We start from the raw sequence: 20,853 nt of genomic DNA, 5'->3' as shown, positions 1-20,853 counted from the left end.
TATGGCCTATACTCTTAAACCTGAAGAAGTCGGCGTTTTTGCCATCGGTGGTCTGGGAGAAATCGGGAAAAATACATACGGGATTGAATACCAAGACGAGATTATCATCGTCGATGCTGGGATTAAATTCCCAGAAGATGACTTGCTTGGTATCGACTATGTCATTCCTGACTACTCTTACATCGTAGACAACATCGACCGCGTCAAGGCTGTTTTGATTACCCACGGACATGAGGACCACATCGGTGGGATTCCATTCCTTCTCAAGCAAGCAAATGTCCCTATCTACGCTGGACCACTTGCCTTGGCTTTGATCCGTGGGAAACTCGAAGAACACGGCCTCTTGCGCAACGCCAAACTTTACGAAATCAACCACAATACTGAGTTGACCTTTAAAAATCTCAAGGCAACTTTCTTTAGAACGACTCACTCCATTCCAGAGCCTTTGGGAATTGTCATTCATACTCCTCAAGGAAAAATCGTTTGTACGGGCGACTTCAAGTTCGACTTTACTCCAGTTGGAGAACCTGCAGACTTGCATCGTATGGCTGCCCTTGGTGAAGAAGGCGTGCTTTGTCTTCTGTCTGACTCAACAAATGCGGAAGTGCCAACCTTTACCAACTCTGAAAAAGTCGTTGGTCAGTCCATCATGAAGATTATCCAAGGCATTGAAGGACGTATCATCTTTGCATCCTTTGCCTCAAATATCTTTCGTCTCCAACAAGCAACAGAAGCCGCTGTTAAGACTGGACGTAAGATTGCGGTCTTTGGCCGTTCTATGGAAAAGGCCATTGTCAACGGAATCGATCTTGGCTACATCAAAGCTCCTAAGGGAACCTTTATCGAGCCAAATGAAATCAAAGACTACCCTGCAGGAGAAGTTCTCATCCTCTGTACAGGTAGTCAGGGTGAGCCGATGGCAGCCCTCTCTCGTATCGCCAACGGAACCCACCGTCAGGTGCAACTCCAACCAGGCGATACGGTCATCTTCTCTTCAAGTCCAATCCCTGGAAACACTACTAGCGTTAACAAGCTGATTAACATCATTTCTGAAGCTGGTGTCGAAGTTATCCACGGTAAAGTGAACAATATCCATACATCTGGACACGGTGGCCAGCAAGAGCAAAAACTCATGCTCCGCTTGATTAAGCCAAAATACTTCATGCCTGTCCACGGTGAATACCGCATGCAAAAAGTCCACGCTGGACTAGCAGTGGATACTGGTGTTGAGAAGGACAATATCTTTATCATGAGTAATGGTGATGTGCTTGCCCTTACTGCTGACTCAGCTCGTATTGCAGGTCATTTCAACGCCCAAGACATCTATGTCGATGGAAATCGTATCGGTGAAATCGGCGCAGCTGTCCTCAAAGACCGTCGTGATCTATCTGAAGACGGTGTCGTTTTAGCAGTCGCAACTGTTGACTTCAAGTCGCAGATGATTCTATCTGGTCCAGACATCCTCAGCCGAGGCTTTGTCTACATGAGAGAGTCTGGCGACCTGATTCGCCAAAGCCAGCGTATCCTCTTCAATGCCATTCGTATCGCACTGAAAAACAAGGATGCTAGCGTGCAATCTGTCAATGGTGCCATTGTCAACGCTATTCGCCCCTTCCTCTATGAAAATACCGAACGTGAACCGATTATCATCCCGATGATCCTCACACCAGATGAAGAATAATACTCTTCGAAAATCTCTTCAAACCACGTCAGCTTCGCCTTGCCGTATATATGGTTACTGACTTCGTCAGTTCTATCCACAACCTCAAANNTTTGATTTTCATTGAGTACAAGTCAACAAAACAGCCCCGTCTTCGGAGCTGTTTTTCTCTATGCTTTCTTTTGAGATTAAAACTCAATGAAAATCAGACCAGAAGGCTAGGAAAATGCATAACTTGAGTTAGCTCCCATAGTTCGGGGAACTATGGGAGGTTGGAGATGAATCAAAGCCAAGCTTTGAACTCATTCGTAAGAAGCCGACGACGTATCATTTTGATTTTTGAAGAGTTTTAGAAATACTACGATTTTTACCTTCCAGATACACCATCAAAATAGAAATATCTGCTGGGTTTACTCCCGAAATACGGCTGGCTTGACCGATGGTTTCTGGATTGATGAGTTTGAACTTCTGACGAGCTTCGGTTGCGATAGAATCAATGTCATCCCAATCAATATTGGCTGGAATGCGTTTTTCTTCCATACGTTTCATCTTAGCAACCTGGTCCATGGCTTTGGAAATATAGCCTTCGTACTTGATTTCTGTTTCAATCAATTCGATAATCTTGTCATCCAAGTCCTCTGCAGCTGGTCCGATGAAGGCCACCACATCTTGATAAGAAACTTCTGGACGGCGAAGGAATTCCTTGGCTGTCACTGCATCTGTCAACGGCTTGAAGCCCATCTCCTCAACCTTGGCATTAGTTTCCTTGACTGGCTTGAGTTTGATGCTGTCTAAGCGTTTCATCTCATTGTCAAATTGATTTTTCTTGATTTCAAAACGAGCCCAGCGTTCATCATCCACAAGACCAATCTCACGTCCCATCTCAGTCAAACGCATATCAGCATTATCATGACGGAGAATGAGACGGTATTCAGCACGACTGGTCAATAGACGGTAGGGTTCAATGGTTCCCTTGGTCACCAAGTCATCAATCATCACTCCGATATAACCGTCACTGCGCTTCAAAATCAACTCAGGTTTACCTTGGATTTTCAGAGCCGCATTGATCCCAGCGATAATCCCTTGGCCTGCTGCCTCTTCATAACCTGACGTTCCATTAGTCTGACCAGCAGTGAAAAGTCCGGAGATTTTCTTGGTTTCCAGAGTCGCACGCAACTGGTGTGGCAAGACCATATCGTACTCGATGGCATAACCTGTTCGCATCATCTCTGCATTTTCCAAACCTTTGATAGAATGAACCAGCTCACGTTGGACATCCTCAGGCAGACTGGTTGAAAGTCCTTGGACATAGACTTCCTCTGTATTGCGCCCTTCTGGCTCTAGGAAAAGTTGGTGGCGTTCCTTATCCGCAAAGCGCACAATCTTGTCTTCAATCGACGGACAGTAACGAGGTCCCACTCCCTTGACCACACCTGTAAACATAGGCGCACGGTGGAGGTTGTTTTGGATAATCTCATGACTGGTACCATTGGTGTAGGTCAACCAGCATGGCACTTGATCCTTGACATAGTCCTCATCACGTGAAGTGTATGAGAAGTGATTAGGCGCTTCGTCCCCTGGCTGAATCTCGGTCACATCGTAGTTGATAGAAGAAGCCTTGACACGTGGAGGTGTTCCTGTCTTGAAACGACCAATTTCGAGTCCTAATTCCTTAAGATTGTCAGCAAGGTTAATAGAAGCCAAGCTGTGGTTAGGACCTGATGAATACTTGAGGTCTCCAATGATAATTTCCCCACGGAGGGCCGTTCCTGTCGTCACGATAACAGCCTTGGCAGCATACTCTTGGTGGGTAGCTGTACGGACACCGACAACCTTACCATCTTCAACCAAAATCTCATCAATCATGGTCTGACGAAGGGTCAAATTTTCTTGATTTTCAACCGTCTTGCGCATTTCCTTAGAGTAAAGTTCCTTATCAGCCTGCGCACGAAGGGCACGGACAGCTGGCCCCTTCCCTGTGTTAAGCATCTTCATCTGGATGTAAGTCTTGTCAATGGTCTTGGCCATCTCGCCACCGAGGGCATCGACTTCACGCACGACAATCCCCTTGGCAGAACCACCGATAGAGGGGTTACAAGGCATGAAAGCCAGCATTTCAATGTTGATAGTCGCAAGCAAAACCTTACAACCCATACGGCTGGCAGCCAGGGAAGCCTCAACCCCAGCGTGTCCCGCACCAATTACAATAATATCGTATTCTTCAGTAAAGTTATAAATCATATTTCTCTCCTATTTCTCAAGATGAATGTGTCTTAGTTGGCCGTCCCAATCTGGTAAGGCTGTTTTTAAAAAGGCTGGGACTAGTTGGAAATCCTGGAGCTGGTCCAAGTCAATCCATTCACAAGGCTGCCTCTTCTCATCTTCCTGCATGGTCAATGGGGCATCTTCAAGCAAATCCACCAGATAGTGAAATTCGATGTTGTGATAGGAAACACCGTCCTGTTCAAAACGATTTTCAACCACGAAAGCTAGTTGCCCAGCTTGAGCTTTGACCCCCAGTTCTTCCCTCACTTCACGGACTACCGCATCTTCCGTGCTTTCATTGACTTGGATAGCACCGCCGATAGTATAATACTTGCCCTTGTCTTTAGTAACTAGGAACTTACGATTTTGGACAATCAAAGCTGTCGCCCGAACTCCAAAAACTGTATTTCCTGTTTTTGTCCGAAAATCTTGTTGAATCATTCTTGTCCTTTCCCTTAAACGACACAAAAACAGTCAAAACTCCAAAGAAGTGCAGGACAAAAAAGCCTGCAACATCCATGAGCTTTGACCATCATTTCTATTGCTTTTATTATTGTAGCAAATTGAGAAAATTTGTCAATCTAAATGTACTGACAAACTTGTCCATCTCGGTAAGCATTGTCAATCAAACCACCACCTAGACATTCTTCGCCATCGTAAAAGACAACTGCCTGTCCTGGTGTAATCGCGCGTTGTGGTTCTGCAAAGATGACCTCTGCCTTGTCTCCTTTGACATGGACGGTCACCTTAGAGTCAGGCTGACGGTAACGGAATTTAGCCGTACATTCTAGCGTAAACTCTTCTGGCATTTCACGAGTAAAGTGGACTTGACTGGCTTCTAGGCTAGTTGACATGAGCGAATCATGGTAGAATCCTTGTCCTACATAGAGAATATTCTTGCTTAGATCTTTTCCGACAACGAACCAAGGGGCATTGTCACCGCCGTGTTGCCCACCGATACCGAGTCCGCCACGCTGACCGATTGTATAGTACATAAGACCTGCATGCTCGCCCATATCGCGACCATCCACAGTCATCATGCGACCAGGCTGAGCTGGCAGGTAGTTGCTGAGGAAGTTTTTAAAGTTCTTTTCTCCGATAAAGCAAATCCCTGTCGAGTCTTTCTTCTTAGCAGTCGAAAGGCCTGCTTCTTCTGCTAGTTTTCGAACTTCAGGCTTTTCCAAATGTCCTAGTGGGAACATGGTTTTTTGAAGTTGTTCTTGCGAAAGTTGGCTGAGGAAATAGGTCTGGTCCTTGCCATTGTCCACGCCACGAAGCATGTGAACAATGCCATCCTCATCACGCGCTACACGGGCATAATGCCCAGTAGCTACATAGTCTGCCCCCAAGGTCATGGCATAGTCCAAAAAGGCCTTGAACTTGATTTCCTTGTTGCACATAACATCTGGATTTGGCGTGCGTCCTGCACGGTATTCCGCTAGGAAATACTCAAAAACGCGATCCCAGTACTCTTTTTCAAAATTGACAGAGTAGTAGGGAATGCCAATCTGGTCTGCCACCGCAGCCACATCCTTGTAATCTTCGGTCGCCGTACAGACACCGTTTTCATCTGTGTCATCCCAGTTCTTCATGAAGATACCGATCACATCGTAGCCCTGTTCCTTAAGCAAAAGAGCCGTCACCGACGAATCAACACCACCACTCATCCCCACGACAACACGTGTTTTAGAGTTATCACTCATGGTAGGTCTCCCATCTATTCGTTTATTTATACCCCTCAAAATTCTATTTACTATGACTTTCAATAGAATTTATTTGAGTACAGTCATTTCGTTTGCTTTTAGTAGTAAAATGGTCTGGGAGACCATTTTAGCCTATCATCTTAAAATGAAAATATGATAGGCAACGAGTCGCAGGCATAACTTGAGTTCGCTCAATCAGTCTGGGAGACTGATTGAGGTTATAAATCAGACAAGCTCAGCTTGCATCTCATTTCGAGTTAACGACGTAATAAAAGATAAACGAAATGACTAGTTCACGATTGAAGGTCGTGTGTGCTTAACGATTGAAGGTCGCTTGAGCAGTATTCATTATAACATGCTTGGTTGGAGAAGACAAGGAAAGGAGCCAATCTTGACTCCTTTATTGAAGAAATTGTTTTAACCTTGTCCTTTCTTTTCTAAGCCGAAAATGAAATGGTAATCGATAAAGATGCCCATGATTGAATAGGCACATAAAATATCCTATACTTACCTTCCATTATTCCGTGATTGAATGTATTTAGCAACAATATAGATAAGAAAGGCAAACATGATTACCAGATAGCTCACTATAAGGAAAACATGCTTAAAAATACTAGTATCAAATAAACTCACGATAGCTAATAATAGATTCATAATAAATACTATAGTCGCAAATAGTTGTACTTTTTTATCTTTCATAACTAGTCCCAGCCTAAATTACTTTCCAATATCCTACCGAAATTATAGCCGGTAATATAGCCTGACATATAACCTGTTGCTGCACCACAAGTAGCTAAAATGAATGCATAGCTAACTGTACCAATAACTGGTAAGGTTATTGTCCCTAGTGCTGCACCAGCTGCCGCTCCAGTTATAGCTCCTGCTATTCCGCTTGCGACACCACCTACACCTCCACAAAGCAAGGCAAGCCACCCTTCACCATCAAGATACATCATCTCTTCTTCATCAATAGTAACATAGTTGTTTGGTAATACGAGTTCCATCAAAATTCTCTTTTTTATTAATCACTTGTTAGGATAGTTTCCTAACAAGTGATCGCAGGCTTTGTTTAGTTACCTAAATTAGACTTCCTTCCTTTATCTTATTTTAAATATTTAAAACCAGTTACTGCTTGAAGCTTAACAGTTTACTTAATTCAAATAACAGCTAATCACTGATTCCCTGATTTTATCAAATATACTAATAACAACAATTGTGATACGATTATCATTATAAGAACAACATTTAACGAATCAAAGTTTTTCCGAGATAATAATAAAGCAACAGCAAGCAGTATTATTACTAAAGATTGAATAACTACTATTACTCTTAACATTTTATCCTCTACCAGTAACCAAAGCATAGTATCTATTTTCAAAACCGAGCATAACTATTGCACCTATTGCTCCAAATGCAACCAGCATTGCTCCCCTAATACCCCACTTATTTTTTTGATAATCAGAGTTTTTATATCCTGAATAGTAGACTCTTTCTCCTAACACATATCCTGTGCTATACGATGCGCCACCAATTGTGATAGCCAAGGCAACAATGGCCGAAATTGACATTGGTTCTCCGCCATCAAGATACATCATCTCTTCTTGTTCAAGATCAACATAATTATTTGGCAATACGAGTTCCATTTGTTTTCTCCTTTTTTATTAAGCATGGTTAGGATAGTTTCCTAACAAGTGAGCATCGACTTTGTTTATAGCACTTAGTTACCTAGATAAGATACTTTTTTGCCTAATCATATTCTATAGATGAACAGATTTGCAAACCTAATTAGTTGAAATTATTTCATTTGTTGTACGAACAGTATGAATCTAGATTATCTTCTTATTACTAATCAATATCCTTCGTGATTTTATCTTATCATACTCTCTATTCATACAGAAATTAAAATTATTTCTTAACCAACTTGTATAATAGAAAAAATCTAATTGATTGATTCTGATGAGGTGTATCCTAATTTTATCAACCTTGTTGGACCAGTTGTTATTGTTACTAATAGACATTTCATACATCAGTAACTCGACAAGACCTGTACACAGAAGGGTGTTATGAGAATCTTCGATTTTTTTCAAAATATCCTCAAAAAGTTCACTATCCGTTAAAAAGGTGGATTGGTTCATCGCATCATACAGCTGAAGAGACATTAAGTCAGAATAACTTAGCTCTGATTTTTGTATCTTATCCTTTAACGTTTTCGTCAAATCGCTTTCAAACGAATCTTCTTTTTCCCACTTATTTTGATTAAAAAGAAATTCCGTCTTATTAAAAACGAGATGATTGATATCCATTATAGTCCAGAAAAATATTGTAGTAAGCATGATGATTGCAAAAGGAATTTTTAAAATAAATACTAGGATAATAGCTATTTCAAGAATAAAACTCCATATCATTCTAGATTTTAAATCATCAACCGACAAACTTTTTCGATGGAATGAAAAATAGGGTGAGAACCTCACATTTACTTTCTTCCTGCCTATAAAAATAAAAGGAAAAATCGTAATAAGAGCTTCTTTCTTGTACAAATCTTTCAATGCGTATAGTATGTCTAAAACTATTTTTGGTAAAATCAAACTACAGAAAGCAAGACTCATACTAATCACAAAATCAAGGGGAGATTCTAGATTCAATAGTAAGTTATTCACTAGGACATGCAACTCTAGCCACAAGACAAAAAGAGGGAGCATTAGTAAGAAAACAATTAGTTTACGTATCATAATTTTACAGTGTCCTTATCATTTTCTTAATTTTGGATAAATCATCATTGCTATGATTAAAATCAAAAAAACGACATTAATCCAAATAATCAACTTTTTTATTTCTTCGCTAACAAAATCATAGGCTAAAAAAGTTATGGATGATATAAATAGACATACAAAAAAAATAATAACAAAAATTTTTTCCATTTTAATACCCATATCTAGTTACCACAAGGCGTTTAAATTTGGGTCTCTCCTATTTACATCATTATTGGCCCAGATTGTTGTAATAGCATCGCCAATTGACATCCAAGCTGCAAATCCATTAATAGCAGACAGTGCAAATCCTGCCACTCTATTTGCAACTCGTACCCCAACATATCTTGCAGCTGCTCCAGCAATTGCGCTTGTAACTCGCCGCAAACCATAATTACGAATATAATTTCTAACTAGACTGATTGCTCCTCCACCTAAGACATCATTAAAAGCTATATTAATGGCTGTTGCAACAGGCCATCTCGGAATAGAAAATCCCCCATCAAAATACATCATCTCTTCTTGCTCAAGAGCAACATAATTATTTGGTAATACGAGTTCCATTTATTTTCTCCTTTTTTATTAAGCATAGTTAGGATGGTTTCCTAAAAAGTGATTGTCGACTGTGTTTATAGTACTTAGTTACCTAAATAAGATATCCTTTCTCTACCTTATTTGTTTTTATAGGTTACCTAAGGTTTAAAACCAATTATTGCTTGAAACTTAACAGTTCTAAACCACTAGCAATAAATGATTGCGAACTCACTAATACTATTTCAAAATTTATTTTTTTGACTTAGTAACGCAATTCCAATTAGCAATACACCTAATATAAATAAAAGTATTTCCCAAAATTTATTCTCAGTTTTAATAAGTGGAATAAGATACATACTGACTAATATGCAACTTGCCCCTATAATAGCAAATGTTATTCTAGTTTTATCTCCTAATTGAAACATGTTTGATCCCTATATACACTTCAAGCAAAAGTTGGATTTCTGAAATAGCTAAAGATAAAGATAATGGTTGCGAGCTATTTAAACTATCATCAATATTCTGCTCGATTAAAACAAAGTCTGGTCTTACCTCTAAAATTTTCTTTAACATTGATTCATATTTATTTTTTTCATTATAATGCCGTAAATATAGATTTAATTTTATAACATCCAACATACCATAAAGTGATATTGGATGATTTATTTTTTTAAATCGCTTAACTTCTAATAAATCAATTTGTTCACGCACACTCTCTGAAAGATATGGCTTGATCAAACTGATATAAGATAAAGCCACGCATGGCAACTCAGATTTTGATTGCAATTTCCAAATTTCATGATAATCCTGAAGATTAAACTCACAATCCCTCTTAGATTCCAGTATTGTTAGTACCTTTGATTTTAACAGAAATAATTGTTGATTCTCAATTCTATAAAGTTTTTGTACTAATGCTATGATAATAGAAAATGGAATAAGAGGCAAAAGCAACGATTTGTCATACACAAAAGTAAAGAAAAAATAGTATGAAATTAGTGTTGTAAAGTACAAGAAGTAGTAAAATTTAAACAGATTCTTAGTTGTTTGACTCTCCTTATAAAACACTGCTACTCCTGGACTAAATCCCATTAGTTGGTGAAAGAGAATTCGATAGTATTTCCTAGCTCCTATAATAATCACAAATATAAAATAAAAATAAATTGGTCTTAATTTACAAAAGATTGAGGAAACTAGTAATAGCAAAGTATGTAAGCATTGAGACAAAATATAGAATAACGGTATCGCCAATACAAAGGTTAAGATGGCATGAGAGGGGGTTCCTAAGATGTCCAATTTTATAAATACTGGGCTGACACAAAATATCGTGCTTATAAGCAGTAAAATTATTAAAATTGTGTCAAAAAAATAACGCTTATTTTTCATTTAGTCTACTTTCCATTGTTAAATAATACTACTGCTAACACCAAGCCAACTTAGCACATTGCATCACCTAATCCTGTGCTACTTGCCCATAATCCTTTAATGTTTCTACTAAAATTATTCCAATCTCCCCCATCAAGATAGCTTATTTATCCTAGACAACGCCTACTGCAACAGTATAAATAAGATTCATCAGCCATCTTTTCTGGCAATCATATGGGTAGCCTAATGATATTTCTAGTTACTCAAAAATATCTAGCTATACTAGAGTTATTTCTAATCCCTAGGACACTTGTTAATCCAAATGTAACAAATTTTCACCCCTTAATAGGACTCTTTCTGGAAAAAATATAAGGTCTATCTTTATAAAAAAATCTATCATATTGGGATGGCATGCATCTGGAATTTAAACAAGCTATAAATTCATTTATAACTACTATTTGTTTAGAGGCAACAGCATCTTGTATACCGCCCTCGAAAGAACCATCTTGTAATTCCGAAATATTTTTGTTTAAATATTGTTTTGACAAATCTCTTAATGCTTCATTATCGTAAATGATTCCCAAAAATCCAACCTTATATAGTAAATAATTTAAACTTACAAAGTAATTGAATCCCATAGTATATTTTTCTTTATAAAGCAAAGGTAAAACTTTATAAAAAATATCTAAGTCAACCTTACTCTGATTCTGAAGCAAGTAGGAGTCAAGCAAATTTTCAAAAATAGCTAACAATATGATTGGTGTAAGGTTTTTGTATTCACATGTCAAGTATTCCGAGTATCGTGCAGATGATATTTCTTTTATATAACTTTTTGAAAGCAAGATTTTTTCAAATTCATCATCTATTATTAATCTTCTATTTCCAATCCAAGCGGTATTGCTACCCAAATAAGATTGTACAAATAGCAATATATAAGAAAACATGAACGTAAATACTGAAAGAGGTAGAATTCTATGCGTAAAAAAATAGACGATAATGGTAGCCAGAAGTAAAGCTATCTCTCGTGACAATCGAATTCTTTTCAGCATCTTTTTTAACAGTCCGTAAGGTTGTCCTTGGCAATACTCTTGAACTAAATTAATCGGAATGACATCTCTCACCATTTCTGGAAAGTAGAGTAAGTTTATAGGCTGAAATCTCCAGCTCCCATCGTAAGTAAATGGATATAGAACCAAATACTTAAAAGATTTTTTTCTTATAAACTTAATTATCACAATATGAATGACTGTTGCAATGAAGTATATTAAATATAAAAGTAAAACCGCCATCAATATACTTACAAAAATCCCCTTGGAATCAATCAATGGAAAATAAAATATTGCAACTAGAAGCGAATAAAGTCCCGCTAATAAATATTTCTGATCATCTTTCATTCAAAACACCTTATCATTTTCAATCCCACAGAGGACTTTCTATAAAGCAATATTTGATAAAGCAGAGTTTTAAACCCTGCTTTATTCTAGTTATATAGAAAAGTTTCTACTAATAATATACTCTGTTGTTCCATAAATAGTGAACAGCTGCAGCTGTTCCTAATGCAGCAAGTCCTATAACTATAGGATTACCTGTCATAGCTGTTAATTTAGTAGTAATTCCTGGAAAATATGCCATCGCTGTCCAATACCCCCATTTCGCAATTGTGAGAGTAGAAGGTAGTCCAGCCGCTACTCTGTTAGCTGCATTAACTCCCAGTTTATATAAAAGACCTCCAATATTACGTGCAAAGTTTTGTGCATCTCCCCCATCAAGATACATCATCTCTTCTTGCTCAAGATCAACATAATTATTTGGTAATACGAGTTCCATTAAAATTCTCCTTTTTTATTAAGCATGGTTAGGATAGTTTCCTAACAAGTGATCGTTGACTTTGTTTATAGCACTTAGTTACCTAGATAAGATATCTTTCCTTTATCTTACTTTATTTTATAGGTGACTTAATGTTTAAAACCAATTATTGCTTGAAACTTAACATTTCCAAAATCCAATCAAGATAGGTTTCTTTATCATAGACAATCCGCACTTCAACTGGCATATCCTTTTGGAGGACGACTGTCTCACTTCCATGTTTTAGAGTTAAGGTTTCTAATTCTATCATGACTTTATAAAGACTAATATTGCCTTCTTTCGTTTCTTGGGAAATCGTTCCTGAATCAATCTGTCTGACTTGTCCCTTTAGTGTTCCATATTTTTGACTATTTACACCAGTAATAGCAACATCAGCTTTTGCTCCTTTCGAAACACGAGAAATATCACTCGCAAGTACAAAAGCTTCTACATAGTAACCTTTTTCTTTCCCTGAAACTTCTGCTATCGTTTGCCCCTGCTGAATAGACATTCCTTGTTTCAAAGGTACCAAATAATGCAGAGTACCTTCATTTGGCGCTAATATACTATGAGCTTTATCTTGACCTGTTGCCACTCCAAGATTAGCCTCAAGCTCTGTAATACTTTTATTGTTGTTTGAACGAGCAGTACCTAACTCACTAACTAATTGAGCATAAATATTATAAGCCTGAGAAGTTGGATCATTATAGGTACGGTTCATATCTTTAATATTGCTTTGTTGACTATCAATCTCGCTATTCTTAGAAGTAATATTTGTTTTTAATGCTTCGATTTTTGTTGTTATTTCTAATATCTTAGTTTCTAACTTAGCTTTATCATCAGCTGATGTCGTATCTGATAAGGAAGGGGAGTCTCCTTGCTGTTGAAGTTGAAGCAATTCATTTTGTAGAACTTGCAAGTCGGCATCTAACTGATTTCTTTCAGCTGTTATTTTATTCAACTTCGTATATTCATCCTGAATCTTTGAATACTGGGTACCATTATTATAATTTTCCGAGTTTAACTGAGACAGATAGTATTCAACTTTCCCATAATATTCCTGTTCTTCACCAGAATTAGATAAATGATTGTATTTCTCATTTAATGATTGTTCAAATTTTTGAAAGATAGCTTCTTTTGCACGTAACTTCTCCAATTGTTTATTTAAAGAGCTCGCTTGTAAACCTTCTTGTCCACTTGATAACGAAATAATGACATCTCCAGCATTTACCATATCTCCTTCTGACTTATGTAAAGTAACTACCTTCCCTGAACCAATTGCTGATAGGAACTCTGTACCTGTTATAACTGAATTTCCATTCGCTTTTACAATATAGTTTTTGGGTATATAAGCTGCGCCAACCAATGCACCGCTTAAGATAATAGCAGTTGAAATAATGAGAATAAACGCAAAAGCTGGTGGTCTCTTATCAAAGAAAATACGAGAATAACGTAATTCTGATTTATTATATAATTTCATAGGCTTACAATTGGTCTAAAAATATCTACTACCATTTTTTCAGGAGAAGAATTAACATAAACTGTATAGACAATCCCATCCGTTTGAATATCATTTTCATAGACATATAGATCCAATTTAGAATACGCATACTGTAGATACTCTGGACTGTCTTCAAAACGAACATATAAACAATATGGAACAGAGATAGAATCCTGTACATCATAAATGTTACTGTACTGTTGAGCATTATGAGCTTGAATATAAAACTCAAAATCAGTCGTTATTAATCCATCATCATGAATAGTAGTACCACAACTTTTTACAATTAATGGACCAAAAATTTGTGCTTTTAACAACTGCAAATGTTGATGAAATTTATTAATTTCCTGATCTACATCTTCTACTTTTGTATCATGTAACTTTTTACAGATAACTGACTTTAGTACCAGTTTTTTATTATCTTTTACCTCTAACTTAGCCATAAGTAACCTCCTCTGTATCTAACACAGCCTGTGACTGAATTTGTTGATTCACTTGAACGCTCTGCAAACCAACCATTCTAGCATACTTTCCATTTTTCGCCATTAGTTCTTCATGAGTACCATATTCCATAATAGTCCCATTTTCTAAAAAGCATATCTTATCACATCGAAGAATTGTAGACAGCCTGTGGGCTACTACAATTGTTGTCTTATCCATTATTTTATTAAAGATTAAATCCTGAATAATCTGTTCACTAAATGAATCTAAGTTAGAGGTTGCCTCATCAAATATATACAAATCAGCTTTACTCAGTAGTGCTCTTGCAATAGCCAATCGTTGTTTCTCTCCACCCGAGAAATTTTGACCGCCTTCTTCTACAAAGGAGCCATAACGATTTTGAAGACGTTGAATCGTATCATGAATACCAACAATACGACAAACTCTCACCATATCCTCATATGTAACAGAAGGATTACCAATTTTTAGATTATCAATAATTGTCCCTGTAAAGAGTTCTATGGTCTGAGGAATGTAGGAAATTTTCTTACGTAGTTTACCATAGTCAAGATCTGATAAGTCATTTTCTCCTATACGAATTTTCCCCTCACTCGGATTTATAAATCTTAATAACAAACGAACTAGCGTACTTTTTCCTGCTCCGCTTTCTCCAACAAAAGCTATTTTTTCTCCTTGTTTAATTCGCAAATTAAAGTCCTCGATAACAGGAGGGCGTGAACCATAGGCAAATGTTACATCTTTAAATTCAATGTCATCACATAAGGTGAAGTCTCTAATACTATAATCCAAGGCAATGTCTTCACGATCTACTTCCATCAATTCTTGAAGCCGACTAACCGCAACCTGTACCTCTTGAAAGGTTAACTGCAAGCCAACTAAATTCTGAATAGGTTCTGTAAAATATTGACTTAATGTCTGAAAAACCAAGAGGTCCCCAATAGTCATTTTTCCATCAATGATAAATAAGGCGCCCACTCCCATAAATAATAACCCACCCATGGTTGAGGTCATTGAAGATATTGTAGATTGAATATTCTGCAAAACACCCTCTTTATAACCAATTTCTAAAGTATGAACAAATTTTTCTTCAATTTTGTTTAAACGTTGTTCCTCATCATGCTGAGACTTAATGGTATCAATGTTACGAATAGATTCAATTAACTGTGAATTAAGAAGTCCATTTGCTTCCATTTGTTCATGATTAATTTTTTTATAAGGCTTTTTAAAACAGTATATAAGAATGATGTTAACAATAACCATAAAAACTAATATCAGAAATAAAGATTGATTAATAGTCCAAAGGACAACCGCACTAATAACTGACAAGGTGATATCCATGACTAATGAAATAGAGACTGACGTAAACACATTCTTTATCGTCATCGCATCTTGAAATCTTGTTAAAACATCACCAACTCTACGACTTCCAAAAAAACTATAAGGAAGATGAATAATATGGTCATAATATCCCATTAAAACCGGTATATCAATTTTTCGAGATAGAAACAAAAGAACGTGCTGACGAAATGCAGATAGAAGAGTCTGTAAGAACGACACTATTCCAAATACTATCAAAAACATATACAGACTATTTTTTAAAGCATATGGAATCACCTCGTCCATGATAACTTTTGAAAAGAGACTCGATAAAATACCAATGATACTTAAAACAAAGGAAGCTAATATGACTGTACTAATCAATCCTTTTTGATTAAAAATTAACGTTCCAAATAAATCAAGAAGTCCTTTTCCCTTTAGTTTCCCTCTTTCAAAATCCGAATTTGGAACCATAAAAAGAGTAATACCTTGATAAATTTCTCCCAGTTCGTCACTTGACATCTTGCGTATGCCACTAGCAGGGTCTGCTACGTAAAATTTACTATTCCTTTTGATACTATGTAATACCACAAAATGATTTTGACCTAAATCATTCTTAACTTGAAGAATCGCAGGAAATGTTAATTTTGGAGTCAAATCTTCCAGTGCTACTCGAACAGCTTTTACTGTAAAATTCAACTTATTCAGACCTGAAACAATACCACTGACAGTCGTTCCATACATGTCTGTACCAATAATTTCCCTAATCTTCATGATTGATAGTTCCTTTTTGTAAGATAAAAGAACTGTTGAAACAACTGCCGCAGCACAATCTGACTGGTCATGTTGCATCGTACAAGGATATTTTTTTAACATAGAAATACTCAATTCTTTAGAATTCATCTAACTTTTCTTTGATGTCACCCAAACCTCAATCACTGCCCAGTAGTTCTTGAATTAGTTTATTTTCAACCGTATCATTCTTTGTTCTTGATATCTTTCCAAGCATTGTAGTACAGCAGATTTTTGTCCAAGGACTAAGCCTCCTTTAACAACTCAAGCTCCCTTACATTATATCGGCCAGCCCCATGGAAAGATTATAGCCAGACTAATCAATGATATAATACATACTAGAATACAAAATATTTTTTTATTCATACTTTTTCTCCTATCTTTATTTTCTACCTACATCATACCTCTTATTAAGCTCATTTCAAAATTACGTTAACTTTTTTCACAAATTTATTTTTACTTTCTTTTTTACTTTTTACACTGCTATGATACAATATTTTTAACAAGATTTTATTATTTGTTAACTTTTTTCACAGAAAGGAGAAAATCATGCGTTATGATTTCGGAAAGGTCTATAAAGAAATACGTGAGTCAAAGGGGCTGACCCAAGAAGAGGTCTGTGGGGGTGTTCTCTCAAGAACCAGCTTATCAAAAATCGAAAGTGGCAAGACAACCCCAAAATATGAAAATATGGAATTTCTTCTCCGTCAAATCAATATGAGTTTTGAAGAGTTTGAATATATCTGTCAACTTTATCAACCAAGTCAACGCACAGAGATTATACAAACCTATCTCAATATGCGTTCCATTATCGGGACCAGCGATCTTGTCAATTTATTTCAAAAATGCCAAGACTACCTCAAGACCCACCACGATCTCCCTATAGAAGAAATCAGAGATATGCTTGAAGTTGTCATTTATATCCGTCAACACGGGGCAGGTGAACTATCAGATCACGCAGAACAGGTTGTCAAAAAACTTTGGAGAAAAATTGAAAAACAAGATACATGGTATGAGAGTGATCTAAAAATCCTCAATACCATTCTTTTCAGTTTTCCCATTGAATACCTCCATCTCATCACTGGAAAAATATTGCAACGCCTAGAAGTCTATAAAAACTATCAATATTTATATGACTTGCGAATAGCAATCCTGCTCAACCTTTCCACACTCTATCTATACAATCAAGATAAAAACATGTGTAAGCAAATCTGCTACACTTTACTAGAGGACGCCAAGAATAAGAAAAGCTACGACAGGCTGGCTATCTGCTATGTCCGTATTGGGATTTGTACAGACGATTCTAAACTTATCCAAAAAGGGTTCTCCCTTCTGGAGCTAACCGAGGAAACTTCTCTGCTGTCTCATCTCAAAAAAGAAGTAGAGATCTATTACCAAGCGAAGGAAAGATAAAAAAGCCGAGGGATTTCCTCGACTCTTTACATATTATTTGTTCGTTAGTTCTTAATACCAGCCATTGTTAAGCCAGAAGTTTTTAGCAGCAGTCCATGAACCGTAACGTCCTGCAACGTAGGCATCTGCTACACGTTCTTGGTTTTCAGCTGAGTAGTCACCGTTCAGGTATGAATCTGTTAATTGGTAACGTCCGATATAACGTCCATTTGTAGCTGTATAGCTACCACCTGATTCTTTTTGAGCGATCCATTCTTTGGCTTCTGCTTCAGATCCGCTTACAGTTGAAACAACTGTTTCACTTACTACTGGAGCTGAAACAGTTTCATCTTGAGCGGCTGGTGCCGCATAAGTAGCTGGCGCTGGTGTTGCAACAGGCGCTACAGGGCCATCGATAACCAACTCTTGACCAACATAAATCAAATGAATGTTATCAATGTGGTTGTTTTCTGCCAATTTTTCAACTGTTGTGTTGTGAGTTTCAGCGATTTCTGAAAGTGTATCACCTTCTTTAACAGTGTAAGTTGATGATTCTTGAGCAGATACAAATGATGGAGCAAATACTGCAAACAAGGCAGCTACTCCTGCAAGAGTTGCTTTAATCTTTTTAGTTATTGATTTCATATTCGAAAATTCTCCTTCTTTCTATAGTTCTATCATACCCTTTAAATATTACCGTTTCTTGACACTTTTATGTAGAAATATTACAAAATTATTTTTTATTTCCCTAGATAAGGTGTTTTTTGTCATAAAAGATACTATTTTTATGCTATTTGAGGTATTAGAAAGGTTTTCATCCACAATTAAAGTCAAGACCCTCATTCTTTGATATAATAGAGATAAGAATTTTTATAAGGGGAAACTGATGAAATCACTTCGTTTTCAATCTGTCTTTGATATCATCGGACCAGTTATGATTGGCCCATCTAGTAGCCATACCGCTGGTGCTGTTCGTATTGGGAAGATTGTCTCTTCCATTTTTGATGATACTCCGACAGAAGTTGAATTCCAACTTTTTAACTCATTTGCCAAGACCTATCGTGGTCACGGAACAGACCTAGCCCTTGTTGCAGGTATTTTAGGCATGGATACAGATGATCCTGAAATTCCAAACAGTCTGGAGATTGCCCACAAGCGTGGTATCAAGATTGTCTGGACCATTCAGAAAGACAGCAATGCCCCTCACCCCAACACCACTAAAATTACCGTCAAAAATGTCCACAAGACCATCAGCGTGACTGGTATTTCTATCGGTGGAGGAAATATTCAGGTAACCGAACTCAATGGTTTTGCCGTCTCTCTCAATATGAATACACCGACTATCATCATCGTTCATCAAGATATTCCAGGCATGATTGCTCTTGTAACAGAGGCGCTTTCCCGCTATGGTATCAATATCGCCCAGATGAATGTCACTCGTGAAAAAGCTGGTGAAAAAGCCATTATGATTATCGAAGTTGACAGTCGCAACTGTGATGAGGCTATCGAAGAAATTCGAAAAATCCCTCATCTCCACAATGTCAATTTCTTTAAATAGGAGGAAGCATGTTTTATTCTATCAAAGAATTGGTCGAGCAAGCAGATCTGGACTTTCAAGGAAATGTCGCAGAACTCATGATTACAACAGAGTTTGAATTGACCGGTCGCGAACGTGAAGAAGTCTTCCTTCTCATGGAACGCAATCTGGAAGTTATGAAAGCCTCTGTCCAACTTGGCCTCAATGAAAATAAATCTCGTAGTGGCCTGACAGGTGGAGATGCTGCCAAATTGGATCACTACATCAAAAACGAAAAAACTTTATCAGATTACACGATTCTCTCTGCTGCCCGAAATGCTATCGCAGTCAATGAACACAATGCTAAAATGGGCTTGGTCTGCGCTACTCCTACCGCAGGAAGTGCCGGTTGTCTCCCTTCCGTTCTCACTGCTGCTATTGAAAAATTAGACCTCAGCCACGAGCAACAATTGGATTTCCTCTTTGCTGCTGGTGCCTTTGGACTAGTCATCGCAAACAATGCCTCCATCTCAGGTGCTGAGGGCGGGTGTCAAGCTGAAGTTGGTTCAGCCTCTGCTATGAGTGCTGCCGCCTTGACTCTGGCTGCAGGTGGAACACCTTATCAGGCCAGTCAAGCTATTGCCTTTGTCATTAAAAATATGCTAGGCCTCATCTGTGACCCTGTTGCAGGTTTGGTCGAAGTTCCCTGTGTCAAACGTAATGCCATGGGAGCTAGCTTTGCTTTCATCGCAGCAGACATGGCCTTGGCAGGTATTGAATCTAAAATCCCTGTGGATGAAGTGATCGATGCCATGTACCAAGTAGGAGCAAGCATGCCAACTGCCTTTCGTGAAACAGCTGAAGGTGGACTCGCTACCACCCCTACTGGTCGTCGCCTCCAAAAAGAAATTTTCGGAGAATAAGCTTATCAAATAGGAGAAACCATGACCTCTATCACAGCGATTTTTTTCGATTTGGATGGAACCCTCGTTGATAGTTCTATCGGGATTCACAATGCCTTTACCTATACCTTTAAAGAGCTGGGGGTACCTAGCCCTGATGCCAAAACTATTCGTGGTTTTATGGGACCACCTCTTGAAAGTAGTTTTGCGACCTGCCTGTCCAAAGACCAAATTTCTGAAGCCGTGCAGATATATCGTTCTTACTATAAGGCAAAAGGCATCTATGAAACTCAACTCTTTCCTCAGATTATAGACTTGCTTGAGGAGTTATCGAGCAGTTATCCACTCTACATCACCACGACAAAGAATACATCTACTGCTCAAGACATGGCAAAAAACTTGGAAATCCATCATTTCTTTGATGGCATTTATGGTTCTAGCCCTGAAGCACCCCATAAGGCAGATGTCATTCACCAAGCCTTGCAGGCACATCAACTAGCACCAGAACAAGCCATCATCATCGGAGATACCAAGTTTGATATGCTGGGAGCTCGAGAAACAGGTATTCAGAAATTGGCCATCACTTGGGGATTTGGAGAGCAAGCAGATCTACTAAACTATCAACCTGATTATATCGCTCACAAACCCTTAGAAGTTTTGGCGTATTTTCAATAGCATAGACTGGGTAACAACTCCATTTCAGAAGAAAATGAAGTAATACTCAATGAAAATCAAAGAGCAAACTAGGAAACTAGCTGCGGGCTGCTCAAAACACTGTTTTAAGGTTGTAGATGGAACTGACGAAGTCAGCTCAAAACACCGTTTTGAGGTGGCAGATAGAACTGACGAAGTCAG

General features: G+C 37.8%; 21 protein-coding genes. 5 read left to right on the top strand and 16 right to left on the bottom strand.

Features of this window, described 5'->3' with window-relative positions; genetic code table 11:
* Nucleotide 1: 1 nt before the first annotated feature.
* The gene (locus HT678_RS03915; protein ID WP_000331983.1) at nt 2-1,681 is read left to right on the top strand and encodes a ribonuclease J; all 1,680 of its coding nucleotides are present in this window, start codon (nt 2-4) and stop codon (nt 1,679-1,681) included.
* A gap of 306 nt (nt 1,682-1,987) precedes the next feature.
* Here HT678_RS03915 and mnmG read toward each other — a convergent pair whose 3' ends face one another.
* From mnmG to HT678_RS03850, 15 genes are all read right to left on the bottom strand, one after another.
* Complete coding sequence (gene mnmG / locus HT678_RS03910) at nt 1,988-3,901, bottom strand: tRNA uridine-5-carboxymethylaminomethyl(34) synthesis enzyme MnmG (protein WP_023941038.1); 1,914 nt, start codon at nt 3,899-3,901, stop codon at nt 1,988-1,990.
* A gap of 9 nt (nt 3,902-3,910) precedes the next feature.
* Nucleotides 3,911-4,366, bottom strand: coding sequence for an NUDIX hydrolase (locus HT678_RS03905; RefSeq protein ID WP_023941040.1), 456 nt, complete (start codon nt 4,364-4,366; stop codon nt 3,911-3,913).
* A 140-nt stretch (nt 4,367-4,506) separates the two neighbouring features.
* Nucleotides 4,507-5,628 carry a tRNA 2-thiouridine(34) synthase MnmA gene (mnmA, locus tag HT678_RS03900; RefSeq protein ID WP_079253030.1) on the bottom strand — a complete coding sequence of 374 codons (1,122 nt, stop codon included), beginning with the start codon at nt 5,626-5,628 and terminating at the stop codon, nt 4,507-4,509.
* Between the two features lie 701 nt (nt 5,629-6,329).
* Nucleotides 6,330-6,632 carry a hypothetical protein gene (locus HT678_RS03895; protein ID WP_023941044.1) on the bottom strand — a complete coding sequence of 101 codons (303 nt, stop codon included), beginning with the start codon at nt 6,630-6,632 and terminating at the stop codon, nt 6,330-6,332.
* A gap of 333 nt (nt 6,633-6,965) precedes the next feature.
* The gene (locus tag HT678_RS03890) at nt 6,966-7,271 is read right to left on the bottom strand and encodes an SPAR17_0115 family bacteriocin-like peptide (RefSeq protein ID WP_000424423.1); all 306 of its coding nucleotides are present in this window, start codon (nt 7,269-7,271) and stop codon (nt 6,966-6,968) included.
* 183 nt (nt 7,272-7,454) lie between these two features.
* On the bottom strand, nt 7,455-8,357 hold the full coding sequence (locus tag HT678_RS03885) for a hypothetical protein (RefSeq protein ID WP_023941046.1): 903 nt from the start codon (nt 8,355-8,357) through the stop codon (nt 7,455-7,457).
* Nucleotides 8,358-8,375: 18 nt separating this feature from the next.
* On the bottom strand, nt 8,376-8,558 hold the full coding sequence (locus tag HT678_RS11465; RefSeq protein ID WP_000511666.1) for a hypothetical protein: 183 nt from the start codon (nt 8,556-8,558) through the stop codon (nt 8,376-8,378).
* A 6-nt stretch (nt 8,559-8,564) separates the two neighbouring features.
* Entirely contained in the window at nt 8,565-8,939 is a 375-nt protein-coding gene (locus HT678_RS03880; protein WP_000424406.1) for an SPH_0224 family bacteriocin-like peptide, read from the bottom strand.
* 212 nt (nt 8,940-9,151) lie between these two features.
* Nucleotides 9,152-9,334: a hypothetical protein gene (locus tag HT678_RS11910; protein ID WP_023941048.1), complete on the bottom strand. Its 183-nt coding sequence runs from the start codon at nt 9,332-9,334 to the stop codon at nt 9,152-9,154.
* Nucleotides 9,315-10,292, bottom strand: a complete 978-nt coding sequence (locus tag HT678_RS03875; protein ID WP_023941050.1) for a hypothetical protein — start codon at nt 10,290-10,292, stop codon at nt 9,315-9,317. The genes HT678_RS11910 and HT678_RS03875 overlap by 20 nt, the downstream gene beginning before the upstream one ends.
* 314 nt (nt 10,293-10,606) lie before the next feature.
* Nucleotides 10,607-11,665 carry a hypothetical protein gene (locus tag HT678_RS03870; RefSeq protein ID WP_023941052.1) on the bottom strand — a complete coding sequence of 353 codons (1,059 nt, stop codon included), beginning with the start codon at nt 11,663-11,665 and terminating at the stop codon, nt 10,607-10,609.
* A gap of 109 nt (nt 11,666-11,774) precedes the next feature.
* A complete protein-coding gene (locus tag HT678_RS03865; protein ID WP_023941053.1) occupies nt 11,775-12,098 on the bottom strand; it encodes a hypothetical protein in 324 nt (107 codons plus the stop codon).
* A 145-nt stretch (nt 12,099-12,243) separates the two neighbouring features.
* On the bottom strand, nt 12,244-13,596 hold the full coding sequence (locus HT678_RS03860; RefSeq protein ID WP_023941054.1) for an HlyD family efflux transporter periplasmic adaptor subunit: 1,353 nt from the start codon (nt 13,594-13,596) through the stop codon (nt 12,244-12,246).
* A complete protein-coding gene (locus HT678_RS03855; RefSeq protein WP_001096141.1) occupies nt 13,593-14,060 on the bottom strand; it encodes a hypothetical protein in 468 nt (155 codons plus the stop codon). The genes HT678_RS03860 and HT678_RS03855 overlap by 4 nt, the downstream gene beginning before the upstream one ends.
* Complete coding sequence (locus tag HT678_RS03850; protein ID WP_031222872.1) at nt 14,053-16,272, bottom strand: peptidase domain-containing ABC transporter; 2,220 nt, start codon at nt 16,270-16,272, stop codon at nt 14,053-14,055. Before HT678_RS03850 ends, HT678_RS03855 begins: the two co-directional genes overlap by 8 nt.
* 465 nt (nt 16,273-16,737) lie before the next feature.
* On the opposite strand from HT678_RS03850, the gene HT678_RS03845 reads away from it, so the two are divergent.
* Nucleotides 16,738-17,601 carry a helix-turn-helix transcriptional regulator gene (locus HT678_RS03845; RefSeq protein WP_172924604.1) on the top strand — a complete coding sequence of 288 codons (864 nt, stop codon included), beginning with the start codon at nt 16,738-16,740 and terminating at the stop codon, nt 17,599-17,601.
* A 51-nt stretch (nt 17,602-17,652) separates the two neighbouring features.
* On the opposite strand, the gene HT678_RS03840 is transcribed toward HT678_RS03845, so the two are convergent.
* A complete protein-coding gene (locus HT678_RS03840) occupies nt 17,653-18,225 on the bottom strand; it encodes a LysM domain-containing protein (protein ID WP_016398064.1) in 573 nt (190 codons plus the stop codon).
* A 241-nt stretch (nt 18,226-18,466) separates the two neighbouring features.
* On the opposite strand from HT678_RS03840, the gene sdaAB reads away from it, so the two are divergent.
* The 3 genes from sdaAB to HT678_RS03825 are packed head-to-tail and all read left to right on the top strand — an operon-like array spanning nt 18,467 to nt 20,673.
* Nucleotides 18,467-19,138: an L-serine ammonia-lyase, iron-sulfur-dependent subunit beta gene (sdaAB, locus tag HT678_RS03835; RefSeq protein WP_000838914.1), complete on the top strand. Its 672-nt coding sequence runs from the start codon at nt 18,467-18,469 to the stop codon at nt 19,136-19,138.
* Between the two features lie 8 nt (nt 19,139-19,146).
* Entirely contained in the window at nt 19,147-20,019 is an 873-nt protein-coding gene (gene sdaAA / locus HT678_RS03830) for an L-serine ammonia-lyase, iron-sulfur-dependent, subunit alpha (RefSeq protein ID WP_000500040.1), read from the top strand.
* 21 nt (nt 20,020-20,040) lie between these two features.
* Nucleotides 20,041-20,673 (top strand): HAD family hydrolase, encoded by a 633-nt coding sequence (locus tag HT678_RS03825; RefSeq protein ID WP_023941060.1) that lies wholly within the window; start codon nt 20,041-20,043, stop codon nt 20,671-20,673.
* Nucleotides 20,674-20,853 lie beyond the last annotated feature (180 nt).

The organism is Streptococcus sp. 3167 (genome assembly GCF_013277175.1).
Classification (GTDB): Bacteria; Bacillota; Bacilli; order Lactobacillales; family Streptococcaceae; genus Streptococcus; species Streptococcus pseudopneumoniae.
This window is presented reverse-complemented; position numbering and strand designations above follow the sequence as displayed.